Source organism: Solwaraspora sp. WMMD1047 (assembly GCF_029626155.1).
Lineage (GTDB): Bacteria > Actinomycetota > Actinomycetes > Mycobacteriales > Micromonosporaceae > WMMD1047.
Window position 1 is genome coordinate 7,268,219 of the sequence record NZ_JARUBL010000001.1, and the last position, 19,195, is coordinate 7,287,413.

Below are 19,195 nucleotides of genomic sequence, written 5' to 3' on the forward strand. Positions count from 1 at the left end.
TGGGTCAGGATTCTGTCAGTGTCGCTGGTGGATGCCGTGGTCGATGATGGCAGGTATGGCGCGTGGTGGCGGGATGACGTGGCTGGGCTGGCTTGTTGCGGGTTTGCTGGCGGTAATTGCCGGGGTGTGGGTGTTGGTGACTCGGTTGACGGCGGATCAGTTGAGTCGGGCTGATCAGGTGGCCAGTGTGGTGGCTGCGGTGGTGGCGGTGGGTGGTGTGCCGCTCGCGGTGTACGGGGCGGTCCTGGCCCGGCGTGCGCTTGTGTCGGCGGGTCCGTCGCAGGCCGCCGGTGGTGGCCTGGTGCAGCGGGTCCGCGCAGGCGGTGACGCGACTGTGGCCGGCCGGGACCTGACGGTCGGCCGGGGCGAGGGCCGGGGCCGGTGGGGTTCCGGGCGACCGGGTGGCGATCGGGTCGAGAAGCAGGATGTGCGGGCTGACCGGGACGCGATGGTGGCCGGCCGGGATCTGAATGTCGAGGACGGGCGGGACCTGGGGTGACCGCGTTGGACGGGCTGCCGGGCGACGATGTGGTCGGCGGGCGTCGTCAGAATGTCGTTGCCGGCCGGGACGCGTACGTTGCCGGCGGGGACCTGATCATCAACGAGTCGGGTGTGCCGTTATACACGATGGACAGGTTCGTGGACCTGCCTGCGGCGGGACTGGTCGAGCTGACCGAATCGCGGCGGCAGCCGAGCAGGTTGCTGACCGCGCGACGCCAGGCGATCGTGTTCACCGGTCGTGTCGCTGAGCTGGCGGCGCTGCGGCAGTGGCAGGACGATCCGGCCGTGCGCCGGGTGTGGGCGTGGCATGGCCCGGGTGGGCAGGGTAAGACCCGCCTCGCCCAGCAGTTGGGCCAGCAGAGCGTGGCTGCGGGGTGGCGGGTCGCGGTGGCCGGGCACCACGACGCGGCTCCGCCGGAGGCGGACGCGAAACCGTTGGGAACGCCGTGGCGGTGGTTGCCGGCCGGACGCCGGCCGCTGCTGCTGCTGCTCGACTACGCGGAACGGTGGCCTGTTCACGACCTATTGCGGCTACTGACCGACTGCCGGGCCCGGGCGCCGAAGGTGCGGGTCCTGCTCCTGGCCCGGTCGGTCGACTGGTGGCCCACGATCGCCGCCGAACTGCCCCGGCTCGGATACACCGCTGACACGTTTGACGACGGCGAGCCGCGTCTGCTGGCGGCGCTGGCCGGAGACGGGCCGGGCCGGCGCGTGCTGTTCGAGGCGGCCTGCCAGCGGTTCACAGATATATACCAGCCGGACAGGCCCGAGTCTGGCTGGCCCGGCCGGTGGCAGCCGCCCGGGGATCTGGGCGACGACCGGGTGTACGGAACCATCCTGGGTATCCATATGACGGCGCTGGCCACCGTCGACGCCTACACCCGGCAGGCCGCTCCGCCGCGCTCGGCCGGTGACGTGACCCGCTATCTGCTGGACCGGGAGCGTGCCTACTGGTCGCGGCTGCACGGCGGCGCCCCGGATATCGTGATCGCGGCGGCGCGCACGGTGTTGCTGGCCTGCCTGGCCGGGCCGCAGTCCCGCGATGACGGGATCCGGCTGCTTGCACGCACCGGGCTGGCCGACGAGACCGCGGGGCAGAAGCTGCTCGACGCCCACGACCGCTGTTACCCGTCACCCGGTACGAGCACGGTGCTGGAACCGATGTACCCCGACCGGCTCGCTGAGGACTTCATCGCGTTGAGCCTGCCCGCCAGTCCTGCCGGGGAATCGGTCACCGCCAGCGGGCACACCGACTCCTGGGCGGCGACGACACTGCTCACCGCCCACCGCACTGCGGATGACACCCTCACCTACACACCCGGCCCGCTGACTACCCGTACTGACGGGCAGGAACCGCCGGCCCACACCGCCCGGATCCTGATCTTCCTGGCTGCCGCGGCCGGCCGGCACCCGCACGTCCACGGCTGGCTGCACACCCTGCTGAGCACCGACCCGACGCTGGCGGTACACGCCGGCGGGACCGCACTGACCGCCGTCGCCGGGTATACCAGCCCCGCCCTCGCCGAAACCATCCACGCCCTGCTGCCTGAACGCTCCCTGGACCTTGACCCTGCCGCCGCTGTGCTGGCCCAGCACCTGCTCGACCACACCGACGGCAGCGACGAACAACGCGCCCGGCACTCCAGCAACCTCGCAATCCGACTCGCGAACACCGGCCGGCGCCAGCAGGCCCTGGCCCCGGCCGAGGAAGCCACCGGCATCTACCGCCGGCTGGCCGTAGCGAACCCGGACGCCTACCTGACCGACCTCGCCGGGTCGTTGAACAACCTCGGCACCTTCCTGTCCGAGCTGGGGCGCCGCGAGCAGGCCCTGGCCCCGGCCGAGGAAGCCACCGGCATCTACCGCCGGCTGGCCGTAGCGAACCCGGACGCCTACCTACCCGACCTCGCCGCGTCGTTGAACAACCTCGGCACCTTCCTGTCCGAGCTGGGGCGCCGCGAGCAGGCCCTGGCCCCGGCCGAGGAAGCCGTCACCATCCGGCGCCGGCTGGCTGCGGCGAACCCGGACGCCTACCTACCCGACCTCGCCGGGTCGTTGAACAACCTCGGCACCTTCCTGTCCGAGCTGGGGCGCCGCGAGCAGGCCCTGGCCCCGGCCGAGGAAGCCGTCACCATCCGGCGCCGGCTGGCTGCGGCGAACCCGGACGCCTACCTGCCCGACCTCGCCATGTCGTTGAACAACCTCGGCAACCGCCTGTCCGAGCTGGGGCGCCGCGAGCAGGCCCTGGCCCCGGCCGAGGAAGCCACCGGCATCTACCGCCGGCTGGCCGTAGCGAACCCGGACGCCTACCTGACCGACCTCGCCGGGTCGTTGAACAACCTCGGCAACCGCCTGTCCGAGCTGGGGCGCCGCGAGCAGGCCCTGGCCCCGGCCGAGGAAGCCACCGGCATCTACCGCCGGCTGGCCGTAGCGAACCCGGACGCCTACCTGCCCGACCTCGCCATGTCGTTGAACAACCTCGGCATCCGCCTGGCCGGGCTGGGGCGCCGCGAGCAGGCCCTGGCCCCGGCCGAGGAAGCCGTCACCATCCGGCGCCGGCTGGCCGTAGCGAACCCGGACGCCTACCTACCCGACCTCGCCATGTCGTTGAACAACCTCGGCATCCGCCTGGCCGGGCTGGGGCGCCGCGAGCAGGCCCTGGCCCCGGCCGAGGAAGCCACCGGCATCTACCGCCGGCTGGCCGTAGCGAACCCGGACGCCTACCTGCCCGACCTCGCCATGTCGTTGAACAACCTCGGCAACCGCCTGGCCGGGCTGGGGCGCCGCGAGCAGGCCCTGGCCCCGGCCGAGGAAGCCGTCACCATCCGGCGCCGGCTGGCCGTAGCGAACCCGGACGCCTACCTGCCCGACCTCGCCGGGTCGTTGAACAACCTCGGCAACATCATGTCCGGGCTGGGGCGCCGCGAGCAGGCCCTGGCCCAGGCCGAGGAAGCCACCGGCATCTACCGCCGGCTGGCCGTAGCGAACCCGGACGCCTACCTGCCCGACCTCGCCGGGTCGTTGAACAACCTCGGCAACATCATGTCCGGGCTGGGGCGCCGCGAGCAGGCCCTGGCCCAGGCCGAGGAAGCCACCGGCATCTACCGCCGGCTGGCCGTAGCGAACCCGGACGCCTACCTACCCAACCTCGCCATGTCATTGTGGGCGTACGGGTGGGTGTGTGTGAAGGTGAAGGCCAACTACGCCGAGGCTCTGGAATCGGTCACCGAGGCGATCAGCCTCTACCAGCCGCTCGTACGCCAACTGCCGCAGATGTTCGCCGGACAGATGTTTTCGGCCTATCGAACCCTGGCGGACGTACTCGACGGTCTTGGCCGCAATGAGGAGGCCACCAAGTTGCGCCAGCAACTCGACGAGGCGGCCAGTGGTGGGCCAGGCACGTAATGATGGTTGAGGCTCAGGGACGACCCCGGAAGGTGTGCGCGAGGGCTCCCCGGGCTCACGGGTAATAACGGCCCGTTATCCGACACAGCGGCCACCGCACGTCGATCGATCCCCGGACTCACCGCAGTCGCAATCGGCCAGCGCGGCGTGCATGACTATGCATGACCCTTGGTGCCAGAGACGCACGGATCTGCCGCCAACAGGGCGTCACCGTGGGTAACGGCGGTTTGGTCGTCTACTCGGACGTAGGCTTCCGTTACGTTCTTGGAGCCCCTGTTGTGGCGGTGTTGGCCAGCGGTTTCGGCATGACTCATGGCTCCTGTCGTCATGACCTCAGAGGTGGTGTCACCGGGACCGCAAGGCCGTTCGTGACCGCTGAGAGGGACCTGGCCGGTGTTTGAGGCCTTTGTAACGTGGCTGCCGGCGCGTCGTCCGTGGCTGGCCTACCCACGTGACATGGAGCGGCCACCGGTCAGAGGGAGACTTCGATGTCCAGCAGCGAGAGGACGATGCCGACAGCCATGGCGATGATCGAGATGCCGGCCAGGACCCGCCCTACCAGGTCGTTGATTGCCTGGGTTCTCTCTGTAACCCGACTGCGCAGCAGTTCAATAACTAGGTTGACAAGCGACGTGAGGAACAGGGCGAATATGACGACATAGGCAAAAGCGCTTGGGGTCACGTAGCCAGCCGCAACCGCTACCAGGTAGATGATCGCGGCAGCGATGAGGTTCGCTAGGACGTTGACCAGTACGTCTCGCACGAAGGATCGCTTGGGCGCTGGGGGTGTGGTCACCAGAACAGGATGACTGGGGGACGCCACACCGTCGGGGGCGCCCAAACCGCTGAGCTGGACTGAACGTGACTACCAAGATCGACTGCGCTCTTCTGGCTCCCCTCTAGGTCAAGGGCTCATGGCAGGTTTGTTCTAGGCTGTTGGTGGCGGGTCCGGGTTGTGACTTGTCCGAAGAGGCGGCTATCGGGATGAGGCCGTCCGCGCTGGATTGCAGAGCCGCTCCCGAGTGTCCTCCCGGGCCCGTTTCCCCAGTTCTGCTGGTTCTGGCGTCGTGGACTCCTGGTAACCCAGCGTGAGACGCGGGGTGGAGGGCACTGGATCGGCAGCCCGCCAACGGAGCCGAAGCGGCAGACCTCCCGGCGTGTGTACGTCTGGCGTACCTGGCTCTGCGCCGGAGCCCGTACGCCGACAAGTGGGGCCTGTCCAGCTTCCTTGCCCGCCATCCCCCAGGGTGACAGCATCTGCGCATGGGCATCTTCGACTCCATCGCAGGCGGCTTGGGTAGCCTCCGCCCGCTGTCCGACGCGGAACTCGAAGACGAGCGCGAGGCAATGCGACAGCGCTACGTGTCCAGCGACACTGTCCGCGAGTCGTCGAGACTCTACGACCAGCTGCACCGCTACGACGGAGAGATGACGCGCCGCGCCAACGAGGCCCACAAGCGCGACAACCCGGACGCAACCACCAGGCACCGCGAACACGGCTGGTACCTTCCGAACGACGATTAGCCGGAGCGTGTTCCAGGCGGTGAGCGCCGCGCGGAGCGTTGTGCAGCGGTGAGCGTCACCAGCATCAGAACGCTGAGCCCTTCGCGAGTTCGTGAACCGGAGCCCCGAGGTAGGCTCAGCAGCTGCCGAGACTGCTCCGGTTCCTGGCTTCCAGCACTTCAGAAATCGCGAACCCGAGAACTTTCTGGGTGTAGGTGACCAGGCGCCGGTAACCCAGCGCCCGGGCGGCCTGCCACGCCGCCGCGTACAACAGGGAGTTCGCGTTGCGGGTGCCGTCGGTGGCGACCCTGGTGACTTCGAGCGTCAGTCCGTCGTCGAGCATCCGGGCGACCGGACGCCCGACGACGGCGACGCCGACCAGCACGTCGTCCTGGTCGGCGGCCCCGATGCTGTACTTATGGCCGCGTGGCGGCCGGTGGTGGCGGTGCCAGTCGGCGATGAACTCGCACGCCTGGCGGAAGGTGACGGGTACGGTCCGTATGCTCACGTGGCGCCGCCCGTTGGCGGGCTGTCGGGCAGGTGTGGGGTGAGCCGGGTCAGTGCCTCGTCGTGGACGCCGGCACTGACATCGATGCCCTGGTAGCGCCGGCCGAGTCGCAACGCGGCGAGCCCGGTCGTCGCCGCGCCGGAAAACGGATCTAGGACAAGGCCACCTTCGGGGCAGCCGGCCGCGATCGCCCGCAGCGGCAGGTCGATCGGGAACGGCGCCACGTGCGCGCCCCGGTAGGGGCGGGTCGCGATCCGCCACACGTCCCCCGGGTTGCGTCCTGCGGGGTGGGTGGTGGTGTGGGCTTGGCCGAGCGGGACGAGGTTGCCCCGCCCGGACCCCGGTTCGACGCCGACGTCCGCGGCCCCGTACTTGCCGGCGCCGTAGGCGGTGGTGCCGCGGCGGCGGGCGGTCGCGTCGATCCCGCCGGTGCGGCCTTTGCGGGATCCGCCGATGATCCGGGTCCCGTCGGCGGCCTCCGGCCGGGCCAGTGGGATCCGGATCGGGTCGAGGTTGAAGTAGTAGGAATGGGATTTGGTGAGCAGGAACAGCAGTTCGTAGCTGGTGGACATCCGGTCGCGGACGGACTCGGGCATCGGGTTCGTCTTCGACCAGATGACCGCGTTGCGCAGCCACCATCCGCGTGCCTGGAGTGTGAACGCCACCCGCCAGGGCACGCCGATCAGGTTCTTCGCCGGCAGCGGCGCGCCGTCGCCGGCGTTGGGCGGCTGCCTGGGGTGGGCGCGGCGGTTGCCGCCGGTGTAGCTGTCGCCGAGGTTCAGCCACAGCGTCCCGGCCGGATCGAGAACGCGGCGGGCTTCGTCGAACACCGCCGCGAGCCGGTGAATGTACTCCTCGACGGTCGGTTCCAGCCCGTACTGCGGGTCGACCCACGTCGCCTCGCACCGGCCGCACGGCACGCCGTCGACCCGCCGCCGCGCCGGCAGCGGGTGCGGGCAGTCGGGATCGCCGCCGTGCCAGGCTCCGGTGCCGTAGTCACGCAAGCCCCAATAGGGTGGCGACGTGACCAGACAGTCGACGCTGGCGTCGGGCATCGCGGCGAGCACCTGGCGGGCGTCGCCGAGGTACAGCTTGACCGGGCCGACCTTCCGGTACTGGTAGGCGTCCACAGCGTTGGGTTGGGGCTGGGTCATGCCGGCACCTCCCACCGGTACGGGCACAACAGCAGCCGCAACGCGGCGGCGGCCTGCTGCGGGACGACGCCGTTGCCGAGGACCCGAAGCGCGCCGGTGCGCGGCAACGCGAGCGCCGGGTCGGTGACCCGGTGCTGGTCGAGGCCCATGAGCCATTCCACGAACGGCGGGGCCAGGACCGGTTTGCCGTGCTGCCCGGGTTGGGTCGGCTCCGGCACGGGCCGCCCGAGCAGCAGTTCCCATCGCGCCACCGCGGCGGCGTAGGCACCCCACCGGTCGGTGTCGGGCTGTCTAAGTCCGGCCACGGTGGTGCGCAGGTCCGTCCCGCCGTGGCCGTGCCGGCCCGGTCCGCGTGCGTCGCTGGCGCGTGGGGTGGGCAGGGTCCGGGCCGGCACCCGCACCGCTGCCGACGGCAGGGTGAGGTCCCCGTGCGACCCCCGCTGCCCTGGGCAGCCCTTGGTGCCGTCGGTGGCCCGTGGGGTGGGCAGCAGCGGCGGGGTCGTCGGCTTGCCGCCGCGCCGCGGTCGGTAGCCGCGGACCGCCGATTCCATGGTCTGTCGCCAGGTGTCACGCCTGGTGCCGCTCAGGTAGCCGGTGCCGCCTGCCGCGGCGGGTGCGGGCAGCGACTGTGCGGCGATACCTGCCGGGCCGGGCCGGCGGGTCGCACCGGCCGACGGGGACTTGTTCGATCCGTAGGCCACCGCGGTCGGTGTGGGCAGCAGGTTGTGGCGGGTGCCGGTTGGCTCGACCAGGTCGGGCAGTCCGTACTGGTGGCCGGGGCCCTTGCCGTCACGGGCGCACGGTGTCGGCAACGTCGGCACCCCCTCGATCTGCGGGAGTGGCCAGCAGGAACAGCCTGTCCCGCTGGTGGGGAGCGCCGATGTCGGACGCGCTTAGGCATAGCCAGCTCGTGTCGTACCCGAGCGCGGCCAGGTCGGCGTGGACGACGTCGAGCCCCCGCCGCAGGAGGGCGGCGACGTTTTCCACGAACAGCAGCCGCGGTCGAAGTACGCGAACGGCTGCGGTGACGTGGTTCCAGACGCTGGAGTGCTCGCCGGTGATGCCGACGCGTTTTCCGGCGTTGCTGATGTCCTGGCAGGGGAATCCGGCGGTGAGGATGTCGACGGGCTCGACCGTCGTCCAGTCGACGGTGCCGATGTCGCCGAGGTTCGCGACGGTGGGCCAGTGGTGGGCCAGGACGGCGGCGGCGTGTCGGTCGGTCTCGGCGTACCAGGCGACCTGGCCGCCGAGCACCAGCTCGACGGCCAGGTCGAGCCCGCCGTATCCGCTGCAGAGGGAACCGATGCGTGGTGCGGTGGTGTGGTCAACGCTCACGCCACCCTCCGCCCGGCCGTCGTGGGGCGGGCGTCCGTTGGCTCCGGCGGGACCTGGTCGGCCTCGCCGGGGTGCGGGCAGGTGAACGGCCCGCACCCCGGCGTGTCCTCGGGCGAGCGTCGGGCGCGGGGACGCAGGACCACCTGGTCGAGAGGCACCCGCTGCGCGTGTAGGTAGTACCTGCCGCGCAGCGGTTGCCCCTCGGCGTTGGCGCGCGCAGAGCCGTGCCGGATCGCCCCGTCGAAGGCGACGGCGTCGGCCCACTCGCCGGGACTACGGGCCTTCAGGTCGGCCCAGAATCCGTCGTCGTGGAACGGACACCCGATACAGCTCGACCTGGGTGTGTCACCCAGGCCATGTTCGGCCAGGAAGGCGACGCAGTCCTCACGCCGCCACCGCAGGTCCAGCAGCGGGAAGACGTGCCGCATGTAGCGCACGTCGGAGTCGCGTGCCCGGCCGATCTCGTCCAGGCTGATCCCGATCGCGACGTCCGCCCGGACACCAGCCGGTACCCGGATCGGGTGCGGATAGCCGAGTCGGCGCCGCACCTCCGCCTTGATCGGTTTGATCTTGTACTCGGAGGTGCACTGTCGCCGGGCCATGCCCCGCTCGCCGTTCGGGCCGAGCGTGAACAGCGGCATCGACGCGAACCTGTGCTCGGGGTCGAGCGCATCGGAGCGGATGTCGCCGCCCGCGACCCGCACCACGGGGATCCCGGCGGCCCGCGCGATGCCGGTCAGCCGGTGCAGGTGCCGGTAGACCGCCCGCGGCTCCCAGCCGGTGTCGGAGAAGACAGCGGCGTCGAACCGTGGGATCCTGCCCTGGGCGGCGAGCAGCAGGCAGGCCGAGCTCTGCACTCCGGCGCCGAGGGACAGCAGTCGAGTCGTCGGTTCGGTCACCTGGCCTCCCCCTCCCCCGGGGACGGGGGGAGGGCCAGGACGATGACGTCCTCGTGGGCGATCAGGTGCATGGGCACCCCGGCGGTCCTGGCCTTGCGGACGGCGGAGAGCTGGAAGAAGCTCGGCCGTGCGATCAGCCGGCCGCCGCGCACGGCGGCGAGCAGCGCCACGCACCGCTCGATCGGGACGAGTCCGGCGGCGATGCCGGCGCCGATGACCGCCGACGGCAGGTCGACCAGTTCGCCGCGCTTGCGCCACGGCCGGGCGGTGACCACGAGGATCCCGCCGGGCTTGAGCAGGGTGGCGCAGCCGGTGAGGATGTCGGCGAAGCCGTCGGCCAGGCCGGGTAGGTCCCGGTAGGCGAGGTTGCCCTTGTCGGTGCCGTCGTTGTAGGCGTTGTCGGACTTGTGCACCCCGGCGCCGGCTTCGGGCCGGACCAGGCCGTGCACGGTCGGCCCGTACGGTGGGGAGGTCACCACCAGTGACACCCGTCCGGCCAACGCGGCCGGCAGCAGGCTGGTGATGCGGGTGGCGTCACCGCGGACCACCGACGCCCGTCCGGTCGCCCCCTGGGTGTGGGCGTGGGCGACGTTGGCGTCCGCGATGTCGCTCCACCTGCTCTCGTACTCGACGCCGATCGCGTCGCGGCCGAGATGCGCGGCCTCGACCAGGGTGGTGCCGATCCCGCACATCGGGTCGAGCACGAGGTCGCCGGGCGAGGTGTAGGCGTTGATGGCGTGTGCGGCGATCGCGGGCAGCATCCGCGCCGGGTGCCGGACCGAGTCCGGCACGTACCGGCCGCGGCGCTGCACCGGCCCGGTGGTCTGGGCGGTCGCCCACACCGACAGGCCTTCCGGGCCGGGAGCAGCCCGGCGGCGTCCGCCCGGCACGGCGGCGGGTGCCGGCCTGGTGGGTGGGCGGTCGTTGTCTTCCGGGTCGGGAGCGCCGGCGAGGATGGTGGGCCTAGGCACGGGTGTCACCACCCCTGCGGCGCCGGGGTGTGGGGGGTCGCGCCTGGCTGAACACGAAGCAGTCGGCGTGCACCCTCACATGCGCGACCGCCCACCGCTGGCCGTCCTGGCCTGCGGCGAGGGCGAGCAGTTCCTCGTCGCTGGCGAAGTAGGTGAACCGGTCGCCGTCGGTGTCGGCGTCGACGGCGACGATGTGCTGCAGGTAGCCGAGCCCGGCGGCGGAGGCCGCCGCGACCAGGGGCCTGAAGTCCTCCGGGGTGGCGGGCCGGCCGACCGGGGTGCCGACCACCAGCACGAGGCAGCCGCCCGGACGTAGCAGGTGCGCGCACGCGGCCAGCAGCCAGGCCAGGCGGACCCGGTTGGCCGCGTCACCGGAGCCGTCCAGGGGCCAGCAGGCGACCACCAGGCTGGTGACGCCGGCGACGCTGGCATCCGCGGGCAGGGCGGTGACCGGCGGGCCGTCCGCCGGGATGGCCGGGTCGGTGAGGTCGTCACCGAACCAGGCGGCCAGGTCGGCAGGCTCCGGCCCGTCCGGGTCGGCGCCGGTCTCGTCGTCGAGGTCGGGGCCGGTCTCGTCGTCGGGCGCGGTGCCCGCCGCGGCGGCCGGGCCGATGATCAGCGAGGCCGCGTCGGTGAACCACGCCTTGTGGTGGCGACGTCCGCCGCGCTGGCAGGCGGCGGTCAGGGCGTGGCCGTCGGTGAGGTCGACGACCGCCTCGCCGGGCCGGCTGTACGCGGAGACCAGTCGGTAGGCCAGGCGGACGGCCACGGTCGTGGAGTGGTCGCCGCCGCCGCGGGCGGTACGCCACACGGTGATCGGCACCGGCGGGTCGCCGGCAACCAGATCAACCAGGAGGATCGGGTCGGCGCCGCCGGTCCGGGCCGGGTCGCCGTGGGGCTGCGGGGTGTGCGGTGTGGATCGACTCATGCGATGTCGGCTCCGCGCCGCGCCGTGATGCGCTGACACCCACCAACCGGGGGTTGTCAGCCATGGCGAACACCCCCCGGATCTGACAGACGCCCCCGGCGCCTGACAAGTCATCCGAAACTCCATGGTTTCTCAGTCAAGGTGCTCCGGACGTCTGTGAGCGGGTGGCCGTCAGGCGGTTTCCGTCAGGGCACCGAGGCTCGTTTGTGAGGCTCGTGGAGGGGCTTGCTTCGGATTCCGTCGATGCTGTTGGCGTCGTCGGCGCGGACGGGTTTCATGATCGAGTTCGTCGACCGTCGCGGTTCGCACACAGTGAGTGATTCTCGAAAGATCTTGAGAACCGTGTTGGCCGGGCGTGTCGCGCTCGGTTGGCGACTTGCTGTGGGGTACGCGATCAGTCCTCGCTGAGTGGTAGCCGTAGTCGCTCGGGCATCACACGCACGCGGAGGTTGCGAGCCTTGCTTCGCACGCGCATGCCGTAGTCGGTGGTAACGAGTGTGACTGGGCGTTCAATGACCTGCAGGAGGAACTCGGCTCGGTCGAGCAGTTCGGTGTCGTTGTTGCCGCGACGGCGGTGGTCTTCATCGTCACGCAGCACTTCAAGAGTGACGCCGGGCGCGATCTCGACGGCTCCAGATTCGACCACGCGGTCCATGAATGGGTCGAGCGTTCGCAGCACCTTCGATGCACGCTTGCTCAAACGCGCGTGCGCGGAGAATGTCTTGTCGTCTAACTCGTCGAGGACGAGCAGGGGAAGTACGAGTCGTACCGCCTCGGCGTCGAACTCCTTGAGCCAGTCGATGGTGGTGAACAGGGTGCAGTGCATGAAGGTGTTGGTGTCCAGCACTAGCACGTCGCCGGGCAGTTGGGCGAGCTTCCGATTGCCCTCGAGACGACCGACAGTGCCCAGCAACAGCCCGAGTTGGAGGTCGATCTCGGCGATCAGTAGGGCTGCCGGCCGTGCCGAGTAGTCGTCTAGGTTATGGATTCGCCAGTATCGTTCAGAATGGAGGGAGTTGAGCAGGTCCGTCTCTGCGAAGAGGTTACGGAGCTGATTTTCGGCACTGTCGGCCCAGTTGAGGTACTGGTCGCGGCTGTATCGCGTCCCATCAGAGGCTATGACAGCTGAGCGAGCGGTCTCCAAGCTGATGGTGAGCTCGCGTAGCGTCTTGATGGCGCGGGCGCCTGTCACGCCGTGTCGAAGTCGCATGACCTTCCATGATCTCTCAAGGCCCGTTCGGGCGCTTGGGGCTGCAATGCCGGCCGGAAGCGGGTATGTCGCGATACCTGGTTTGGCGTACTGAGCATGCCGCGGGATCACGACTGGCGGCTGCGGGCACCTCACCCGCCCGGCTCTCTCGCGGCACCGCACCGACCGTCACATTCTGTATCCGGCGACGCGAGCGGCCAAATGTTCCGGCAGATTCGGCACTTTGTGTCCGTAGGGGTGTCGGCCCGGCTGCGGCGGGTTGGCACATGCCGACGGGTCGGGTGCCCGGCGGTGGCGGGCGGGGCCTGGCAGTTCGGCACTTGGCGGGCAGTCGGCACATTCCGCGACTCCGCAGTACCCGCGCCGACTCGGCACCGATGGCAGCGCCGTACTGGCAGTTCCGGACGCCGCCCGGCAGTGCCCCCCGACAGGTCAACAGTCCGGCGCACACTGCTGGCGCGGGCACCGGCGACGCGGGGCCGACACCGGTGGCGGCGCTGAAGGCCGGGCCAGGCCCACTACTCCGGTCGTCCGGCCAGCACGTTGCGCTGGCCACGCGAAGTGCCGGGTGACGTGGATGCCGGGTACCCGGGGACCGCTTCTTCTCATAAGGCGTGTTGTCAGGGCCTTGTCAGATCGCGCTTTCGGGTCGTGGTGGGTATCCCGGCACTTGTCAGCTCCGTCGCGCCCGTTCGGCGAGGGCTGCTGTCCGGGCTCGGCGCCGGACTCCGAAGCAGGATGTGAAAGCCTGACGGTGCAGCTCACGGGTCGTTTCCTGAGCCGGGGACAGTTCTGGCAGTCAGTGCTTCGTCTGACATCCATCTCTGCAGGTTGATGTCTTGTTGGGTTCGTCGGGCGTCCCGCGCAGCCGGCCAAACGGTCGTTGATCTGCTCTGTCAGGCCGCTGTCAGAGGGCTGTGGCGCACTGGGTGCCCGCCGCGTCCGCGGCACATCCCCTGCTTTTGGTTTGGAGCCCGTCCCCATGAGTGAGTCCGACCCTCGTGACGACTGGCCGGCGTCCGCGCTGCAGGCCGCCGACAAGGCGTTCGCGGCGCTGACCATCGACCCGGAGCCGTTGACCCTCGACTGTGCCGCGCTTGCCGCCGCCGACGTCGCCGCGTCCGGCACTGCCGGATCGGCAGGCGCCGGCACTACCGCGTCCGGCACCTTCGACAGTGGTGGGCCTGGCACTGCCGCGTCCGGTGTCGGCGGCACAACCGCCGACGGGTCCGGCGCGTCGGCGACTGCCGGCGTTGCTTCTGGTTTGCCGGCCGGCGAGGTGCCGTTGCCGGTACTGCGGGAATGGCTGATGGCGCATCCGAGCGCCTACGCCGCCCGTGACGCTGTGTGGCGGGAGCTGATCCGCCGTGCCCGGCAGGGCAGGCCCGAGTGGGTGATCGCCGCCGTCGGGATGGCGATGCCGGCACTGGTTGCCATGGCCGGCGCCCTCGCCGCCGGGTACGACGGCGACCCAGCCGACATCGACGCGGAGATCCTCACCGGGTTCCTGGAAGGGCTGCGCGGTGGCGTGGACCCGATCCGCGACGCCCCGCACGCCAGCCTGTGTTTCGCCGCCTGGCGCGCCGGCCGGGACCTGCGCCTGGCCCAGCAGGAGTACCTGCTCGTGGACGACATCGAGCAGGCCGCCGCCGCGTCCCGCCTGCCGCGCCACCCGTACGGACACGTCGACCTGCTGGTCTACCGCGCGCAGGCCCTCGGGCTCATCGACGCCGAGGACGTGGAGCCGTACATTGCGATCCGCCTCGGCCGACGCACCCCCGAGTTGGTCGCCGAGGCCCAGGGTATCGACCTGGACGTGCTGCGGATGCGCCTCAACCGGGCCGACACCCGCCTCGCGTGGGCGCTGGACACCGGCGTGCTCACCGGCCCGTTCTCCCCGCAGGTGCGCGACGAACTGGCCAAGCGCCACGACATGCGCACCAGGACCCGGGCCGGCAAGGCCGCCGCGGCCCGCCGCGCCACCGGCCCCCGCCATCGTGCGAGCACCGCCGCCGCGGCGGCCTGACCGACCCGCATCCACTCCTCTCCCTCGGGCCCGGCGCGAACCATCGCGCCGGGCCCAAGCCATGCCGCCAGGCGCGGCTTCACCACGCTGGCAGGCGACCGCCGCATAGGCGGGCGGGCCGCGCGCGAAGCCGCTGCTGGACCCGGGATCTGCCAGGAGATTCGGCAACGGGTCTGACAGGCACGAGCCCGCGCCGGTGGTCACCCGCCCCGGGCGGGCGCCCATCGTCTCGATGTGTCGGTTCACCTGTCCTGTCAGATCCACGGGGTGCCCTGCCAGATCGCAGGGTGTTCGCCAGGTCTGACAACGCCCGGTTGGTGGGTGCAGCGGTTCCCGGCCGGCGACCCATCGACGGCCCGGTCCCGGGGACGCTGCCCGCCGTCGGGCTAGTTGGAGGCACGCGCGTCTCGTGTGCCCCGGGTGCCGCGCCCCTTTGATGCGCTGACACCACATCGAAACCGCCAACCCGTAGAGGGAGGACGAGCTCCTCCCGGGGATTTCCCACGCGGTTTGCCCGTTCACCTCCGGCCACGCCCGGCGGCGGTTCCCACCCCGTCTTCCGACATTCGCCCCAGCCCCACCCCTCACGGTGCGGCTCGGGGCGGGAGGTGAACCCCAATGTCCCGCACGCGACTTGCGCGCAGCCTGTCCATCCCGTTCCGCCGCGGCGTTGCGCGGCGTCCCACCCTGCGCCGGGCCGGCACCATCGCCGCGCAACTGGCCACCATCGCACTGCTGGTCTGCGTGCCCACCGCCGCGTTCGCGGACCCGGGCACGCCCGGCTATCTCGCGGCCTACTCGCTGCCAACCGTCATCGCCAACCTCCAGATGTGGATCATGGGGATTCTGGGTGCGGTGGCCACCCTGTTCCTGGTCATCGCGAGCGTCTATTGGGCCACCGCGGGCGGTGATCCCGCCCAGGTCGACAAGGCGAAGGAAGCCTTCAAGAACGCCCTGCGGGGTTACAGCCTGGCGGTGCTGGCCCCGGTGCTGCTGGAGATCGTCCAGGGCATCGTCGGGGGCTGACTGACCATGGGATGGCTGTTCCCGGTCGCCGAGATCCTCGACCAGTTCATGCGGTGGGTCGCTGTGGCGATCCTCGCCTGCTTCGACGCGGTCCTCGGCTCGATCGCGAGATTTCTGTTGATCACACCGGACGTGACGGGCCTGCCGCAGGTGCAGGCCCTGACGGGCCGTGCCACCTGGATCGTGGACACGGTCTTTGTCCTCGCGTTCGTCACGGCCGGGATCCTGGTCATGGTCACCGGCGGTGACGAAACGTCCCGCTATACGGTCAAGGACCTCACGCCTCGTCTGGTCGTGGGGTTCATCAGTGCCCACTTCTCACCGCTGGTGTGCGGCCAGGCGATCGACGTGGCCAACGCTCTGACCGAGGCGCTGTCCGAACCCGGCCACAGCACAGACGGCGCGCTCACGGCGATCAACACCCACGTGCACGCCGCCTCCGACAACGCGGGGCTGCCGGCGCTGCTGTTCGCCGTCATCGCGCTGCTCGTCACGGTGCTGCTCGCCATGACCGCGTTCAGCCTGATCGTGCGGTTCTCCACGCTGCTGGTGCTCACCGCCGTCGCGCCGCTGGCTCTGGCCTGCCACGCCCTGCCGCAGACCGACGGGCTCGCGCGGCTGTGGTGGCGCGGTTACGCCGGCTGCCTGGCCACACCGGTGCTGCAGGCGATCGTGCTGCAGGCCGGTCAGTGGATGCTGCTCGATCCGCGGCAGGTGCTGCCCGCGCTGGGGCTACCCGGCGACCCGGGACCGGTCCTCAACCTGTTCATCGTCATGGTGCTGCTCTGGTACACGGTCAAGATCCCCGGCCTGGTCGGCCGGTACGTGTCACGGTCCGGCCGCAACACCAGCGTCGTCGGTGCGGTCGTGCGGGTCGCGGTCGCGCAGCACCTGGCCAGGGCCGTTCCTGGCCTGGGCCGTGCGCGGGTGATGACCCGATGACCGGCAGCCGCGACGACGAGGCGGTCCGCGCCCGCATGCCCGCCGACGTGGACGCCCCGGACAAGGTGCTGTACGGGCTGACGTTCCGGCAGCTGGCGATTCTGGCGGTCGCCGCCGTGGTCTTCTACGGCGGCTGGCGGTCGCTGCACACCCTGCTGCCCGTCCCGGTGCTGCTCGGCGCCGGCGTTGTTCTCGGCGGGCTGGTCTTCGGCGTGGTTGTCGGGCGCCGCGACGGACTGCCGATGGACCAGTGGCTGCTCGCCTCGATCCGCCACCAGGGGGCGCCGAAGGCACTATCGACCACCGACACGACCAGCCGCGCCCCCGACTGGGTGGACGGTAGCGCCGGTCGGATGCCGTTGCCCGCCCCGCTGAGACTGCCCGCGACCGCGATCGCCGACGACGGTGAGATCGCGCTGCCGGGAGCGCCGGCGGCGATCGTCGCGGCCACGACCGTCAACCTCGCCCTGCGCACCCCCGGCGAGCAGCAGGCTCTGGTCGACACGTTCGGCCGCTGGCTCAACAGCCTGGCCACGCCGACGCAGGTGGTGGTCTCCGCGCAGCCGGTCGACCTGGCCAGCCACGCCACCGCCCTGCAGGCGGCCGGCGACCGGTTGCCGCACCCGGCGTTGGAGGCCGCCTGCGCCGATCACGCCCGGTTCCTCGACGACCTCGCGCACAGGCGCGATCCGCTGCGCCGGCAGGTCCTCATCGTCACCCGCGCGCCGGGTGGCGGCGGGGGCGGGCACGCCGCCCGCCGCCGCGCCGACGACACGGTCCGGTCGCTGTCCGGGCTCGGGGTGACCACCCGTGCCCTGGACGGGGACGCGGCGACCGCCGCGATCGCGGCCTGCGCCGACCCGTACCGGCCGCCCCGCACCGGCGGCCTGGCCGCCCCCCACACCGTCATCACCGGCCCTTCGGCCGGGAGCCAACGCACGAGGAGGAAGACATGATCACCGTCAGGCGCCGACGGGCCGCGACCGCCGACAAGGCCGGCGACAAGGTCCCGCCCGGAGGGCTGGTTGGGGTGGTGGCGCCGGCGTCGGTGGAGGTGACGCCCCGCTTCCTGCGGGTCGGTGACGGGTACGCGGCCACCCTGGTGGTGACCGGGTATCCGGCCGAGGTCGGGCCGGGCTGGCTGGAGCCGTTGCTGGCCTGGCCGGGCCGGCTCGACCTGGCCCTGCACATCGAGCCGCTGCCGGCCCCGGTCGCCGCGTCGCGGCTGCGCACCCAGCGGGCCCGTCTCGAATCGTCGCGGCGGGCGGGCAGCGAGAAGGGCAAGCTGTCCGACCCGTACGTCGAGGCGGCGGCCGAGGACGCCGCCGATCTGGCCCAGCGCCTGGCCCGGGGCGCGGCGAAGTTGTTCCGCGTCGGGTTGTACCTGACCGTGCACGCCACGTCGGAGGCGGAGCTGCGGGAAGCGTGCGCGCAGGTGAAGGCCGCCGCCGCGTCCACGCTGCTGGAGGTGCAGCCGGCGACGTGGCGGCACCTGGCCGGGTGGACCACCACCCTGCCCCTGGCCACCGATTCGCTGCAGATGCTGCGCACCATGGACACCCAGGCCCTCGCTGCGGCGTTCCCCCTGGCCAGTCCTGATTTGCCGGCGCCGCTGCCGGGTGATCCGCCGGTCTCCGGTGGGGTGCTCTACGGCGTCAACCCGGCCTCCAACGGGATCGTGTGGTGGGACCGGTGGGCCTGCGAGAACTACAACTCGGTTGTGCTGGCGCGGTCCGGTGCCGGTAAGAGCTACTTCGTGAAGCTGGAGATCCTGCGCAACCTGTACCAGGGAGTCCAGGTAGCCATCGTGGACCCCGAGGACGAGTACCTGCGCCTCGCCGAGACGGTCGGCGGCACCGTGGTCCGGCTCGGCCTGCCCGGAGTGAAGATCAACCCCCTCGACCTGCCGGTCGGTGACCACCGCCCGGACGTGCTCACCCGCCGCGGGTTGTTCCTGCACACCGTCATCTCCGTGCTGGTCGGGCACCTGCCACCGCCGGCGGAGCGGGCCGCGCTGGACCGGGCCATCCTGGCCGTGTACCGGCAGGCCGGCATCACCGCCGACCCGGCCACCCACACCCGGCCCGCACCCCTGCTCAAAGACCTGGTCGGCTGCCTGGAAGCCGACCCGGAACCGGCCGCCGCGCAGCTCGCCGCCCGGCTGGCCCCGTGGGTGCACGGCAGCTTCGCCGACCTGTTCACCGGCCCCACCACCCACGCCCCGATCGGACACCTCATCGTGTGGAGCCTGCGGCACCTGCCCGACGAGCTACGCACCATCGGCACCCTGCTCGCCCTCGACCACATCTGGCGGCAGGTCGACCTGCCACGCCAGTTCCGCGCAGACTCCCGCGCGCAGGGCCGGCGGATCGTCGTCGTCGACGAGGCGTGGCTACTGATGCGCGACGGTGAAGGCGCGAAATTCCTGTTCCGCATGAGCAAGGCCGGCCGCAAACGGTTCGCCGGCCTCACCGTGGTCACCCAGGACGTGGCGGACGTGCTGGGCACCGAACTGGGCCAGGCGGTGGTGTCCAACGCCGCCACGCAGGTGCTGCTCAAGCAGGCCCCGCAGGCGATCGACGCGGTCGGCGGCGCGTTCGGCCTCACCACCGGCGAGCGACGACTCCTGCTCGCTGCCCGCCCTGGTCAGGGGCTTCTCATCTCCGGCATCGCCCGCACCGGCTTCGAATCGGTCAGCTCCGAGCAGGAGCACGCCGTGTGCACCACCAACCCCGCCGACCTCATCGACGACCACGAGGACGAGGACGACCTGTGAAACCCCCAACC

Annotated in this window: 17 protein-coding genes; 8 read left to right on the forward strand and 9 right to left on the reverse strand. The window is 71.2% G+C overall.

Annotation, left to right across the window (positions count from 1 at the left end; translation table 11 throughout):
- Nucleotides 1-160 precede the first annotated feature (160 nt).
- A complete protein-coding gene (locus tag O7627_RS33245; protein WP_278097381.1) occupies nucleotides 161-499 on the forward strand; it encodes a hypothetical protein in 339 nt (112 codons plus the stop codon).
- A complete protein-coding gene (locus tag O7627_RS33250; RefSeq protein ID WP_278097382.1) occupies nucleotides 496-3,906 on the forward strand; it encodes a tetratricopeptide repeat protein in 3,411 nt (1,136 codons plus the stop codon). Before O7627_RS33245 ends, O7627_RS33250 begins: the two co-directional genes overlap by 4 nt.
- Nucleotides 3,907-4,378: 472 nt before the next feature.
- On the opposite strand, the gene O7627_RS33255 is transcribed toward O7627_RS33250, so the two are convergent.
- Nucleotides 4,379-4,702: a hypothetical protein gene (locus tag O7627_RS33255; RefSeq protein WP_278097383.1), complete on the reverse strand. Its 324-nt coding sequence runs from the start codon at nucleotides 4,700-4,702 to the stop codon at nucleotides 4,379-4,381.
- Nucleotides 4,703-5,169: 467 nt separating this feature from the next.
- Here O7627_RS33255 and O7627_RS33260 point away from each other — a divergent pair, with 467 nt between their 5' ends.
- On the forward strand, nucleotides 5,170-5,430 hold the full coding sequence (locus O7627_RS33260) for a hypothetical protein (protein WP_278097384.1): 261 nt from the start codon (nucleotides 5,170-5,172) through the stop codon (nucleotides 5,428-5,430).
- 115 nt (nucleotides 5,431-5,545) lie between these two features.
- Here the strand turns inward: O7627_RS33260 and O7627_RS33265 are convergent, their stop codons facing one another.
- The 8 genes from O7627_RS33265 to O7627_RS33300 all read right to left on the reverse strand — a co-directional run bounded on the left by O7627_RS33265 (nucleotide 5,546) and on the right by O7627_RS33300 (nucleotide 12,414).
- The gene (locus O7627_RS33265; protein WP_278097385.1) at nucleotides 5,546-5,917 is read right to left on the reverse strand and encodes an XF1762 family protein; all 372 of its coding nucleotides are present in this window, start codon (nucleotides 5,915-5,917) and stop codon (nucleotides 5,546-5,548) included.
- Nucleotides 5,914-6,972, reverse strand: coding sequence for a site-specific DNA-methyltransferase (locus O7627_RS33270; protein WP_347404728.1), 1,059 nt, complete (start codon nucleotides 6,970-6,972; stop codon nucleotides 5,914-5,916). Before O7627_RS33270 ends, O7627_RS33265 begins: the two co-directional genes overlap by 4 nt.
- A gap of 95 nt (nucleotides 6,973-7,067) precedes the next feature.
- Nucleotides 7,068-7,892 carry a hypothetical protein gene (locus O7627_RS33275; RefSeq protein WP_278097387.1) on the reverse strand — a complete coding sequence of 275 codons (825 nt, stop codon included), beginning with the start codon at nucleotides 7,890-7,892 and terminating at the stop codon, nucleotides 7,068-7,070.
- Nucleotides 7,861-8,406 (reverse strand): DNA (cytosine-5-)-methyltransferase, encoded by a 546-nt coding sequence (gene dcm / locus O7627_RS33280; RefSeq protein ID WP_278097388.1) that lies wholly within the window; start codon nucleotides 8,404-8,406, stop codon nucleotides 7,861-7,863. The genes O7627_RS33275 and dcm overlap by 32 nt, the downstream gene beginning before the upstream one ends.
- Nucleotides 8,403-9,305 carry a hypothetical protein gene (locus tag O7627_RS33285; RefSeq protein WP_278097389.1) on the reverse strand — a complete coding sequence of 301 codons (903 nt, stop codon included), beginning with the start codon at nucleotides 9,303-9,305 and terminating at the stop codon, nucleotides 8,403-8,405. Before O7627_RS33285 ends, dcm begins: the two co-directional genes overlap by 4 nt.
- On the reverse strand, nucleotides 9,302-10,195 hold the full coding sequence (locus O7627_RS33290; protein ID WP_278098533.1) for a DNA methyltransferase: 894 nt from the start codon (nucleotides 10,193-10,195) through the stop codon (nucleotides 9,302-9,304). The genes O7627_RS33285 and O7627_RS33290 overlap by 4 nt, the downstream gene beginning before the upstream one ends.
- Nucleotides 10,196-10,268: 73 nt before the next feature.
- Entirely contained in the window at nucleotides 10,269-11,204 is a 936-nt protein-coding gene (locus O7627_RS33295; RefSeq protein WP_278097390.1) for a hypothetical protein, read from the reverse strand.
- Nucleotides 11,205-11,598: 394 nt separating this feature from the next.
- Nucleotides 11,599-12,414, reverse strand: a complete 816-nt coding sequence (locus O7627_RS33300) for a PIN domain-containing protein (RefSeq protein ID WP_278097391.1) — start codon at nucleotides 12,412-12,414, stop codon at nucleotides 11,599-11,601.
- 982 nt (nucleotides 12,415-13,396) lie between these two features.
- Between O7627_RS33300 and O7627_RS33305 the strand changes: the two genes are divergently transcribed.
- The 5 genes from O7627_RS33305 (at nucleotide 13,397) to O7627_RS33325 (ending at nucleotide 19,184) form a co-directional block, all read left to right on the forward strand.
- Nucleotides 13,397-14,440, forward strand: a complete 1,044-nt coding sequence (locus O7627_RS33305) for a hypothetical protein (RefSeq protein ID WP_278097392.1) — start codon at nucleotides 13,397-13,399, stop codon at nucleotides 14,438-14,440.
- 618 nt (nucleotides 14,441-15,058) lie between these two features.
- A complete protein-coding gene (locus tag O7627_RS33310; protein ID WP_278097393.1) occupies nucleotides 15,059-15,466 on the forward strand; it encodes a pilin in 408 nt (135 codons plus the stop codon).
- Between the two features lie 6 nt (nucleotides 15,467-15,472).
- Nucleotides 15,473-16,408 (forward strand): conjugal transfer protein TrbL family protein, encoded by a 936-nt coding sequence (locus O7627_RS33315; RefSeq protein WP_278097394.1) that lies wholly within the window; start codon nucleotides 15,473-15,475, stop codon nucleotides 16,406-16,408.
- A 35-nt stretch (nucleotides 16,409-16,443) separates the two neighbouring features.
- Nucleotides 16,444-17,364 (forward strand): PrgI family protein, encoded by a 921-nt coding sequence (locus O7627_RS33320; protein WP_278098534.1) that lies wholly within the window; start codon nucleotides 16,444-16,446, stop codon nucleotides 17,362-17,364.
- On the forward strand, nucleotides 17,361-19,184 hold the full coding sequence (locus tag O7627_RS33325) for a DUF87 domain-containing protein (RefSeq protein WP_278097395.1): 1,824 nt from the start codon (nucleotides 17,361-17,363) through the stop codon (nucleotides 19,182-19,184). Before O7627_RS33320 ends, O7627_RS33325 begins: the two co-directional genes overlap by 4 nt.
- Nucleotides 19,185-19,195: the final 11 nt, after the last annotated feature.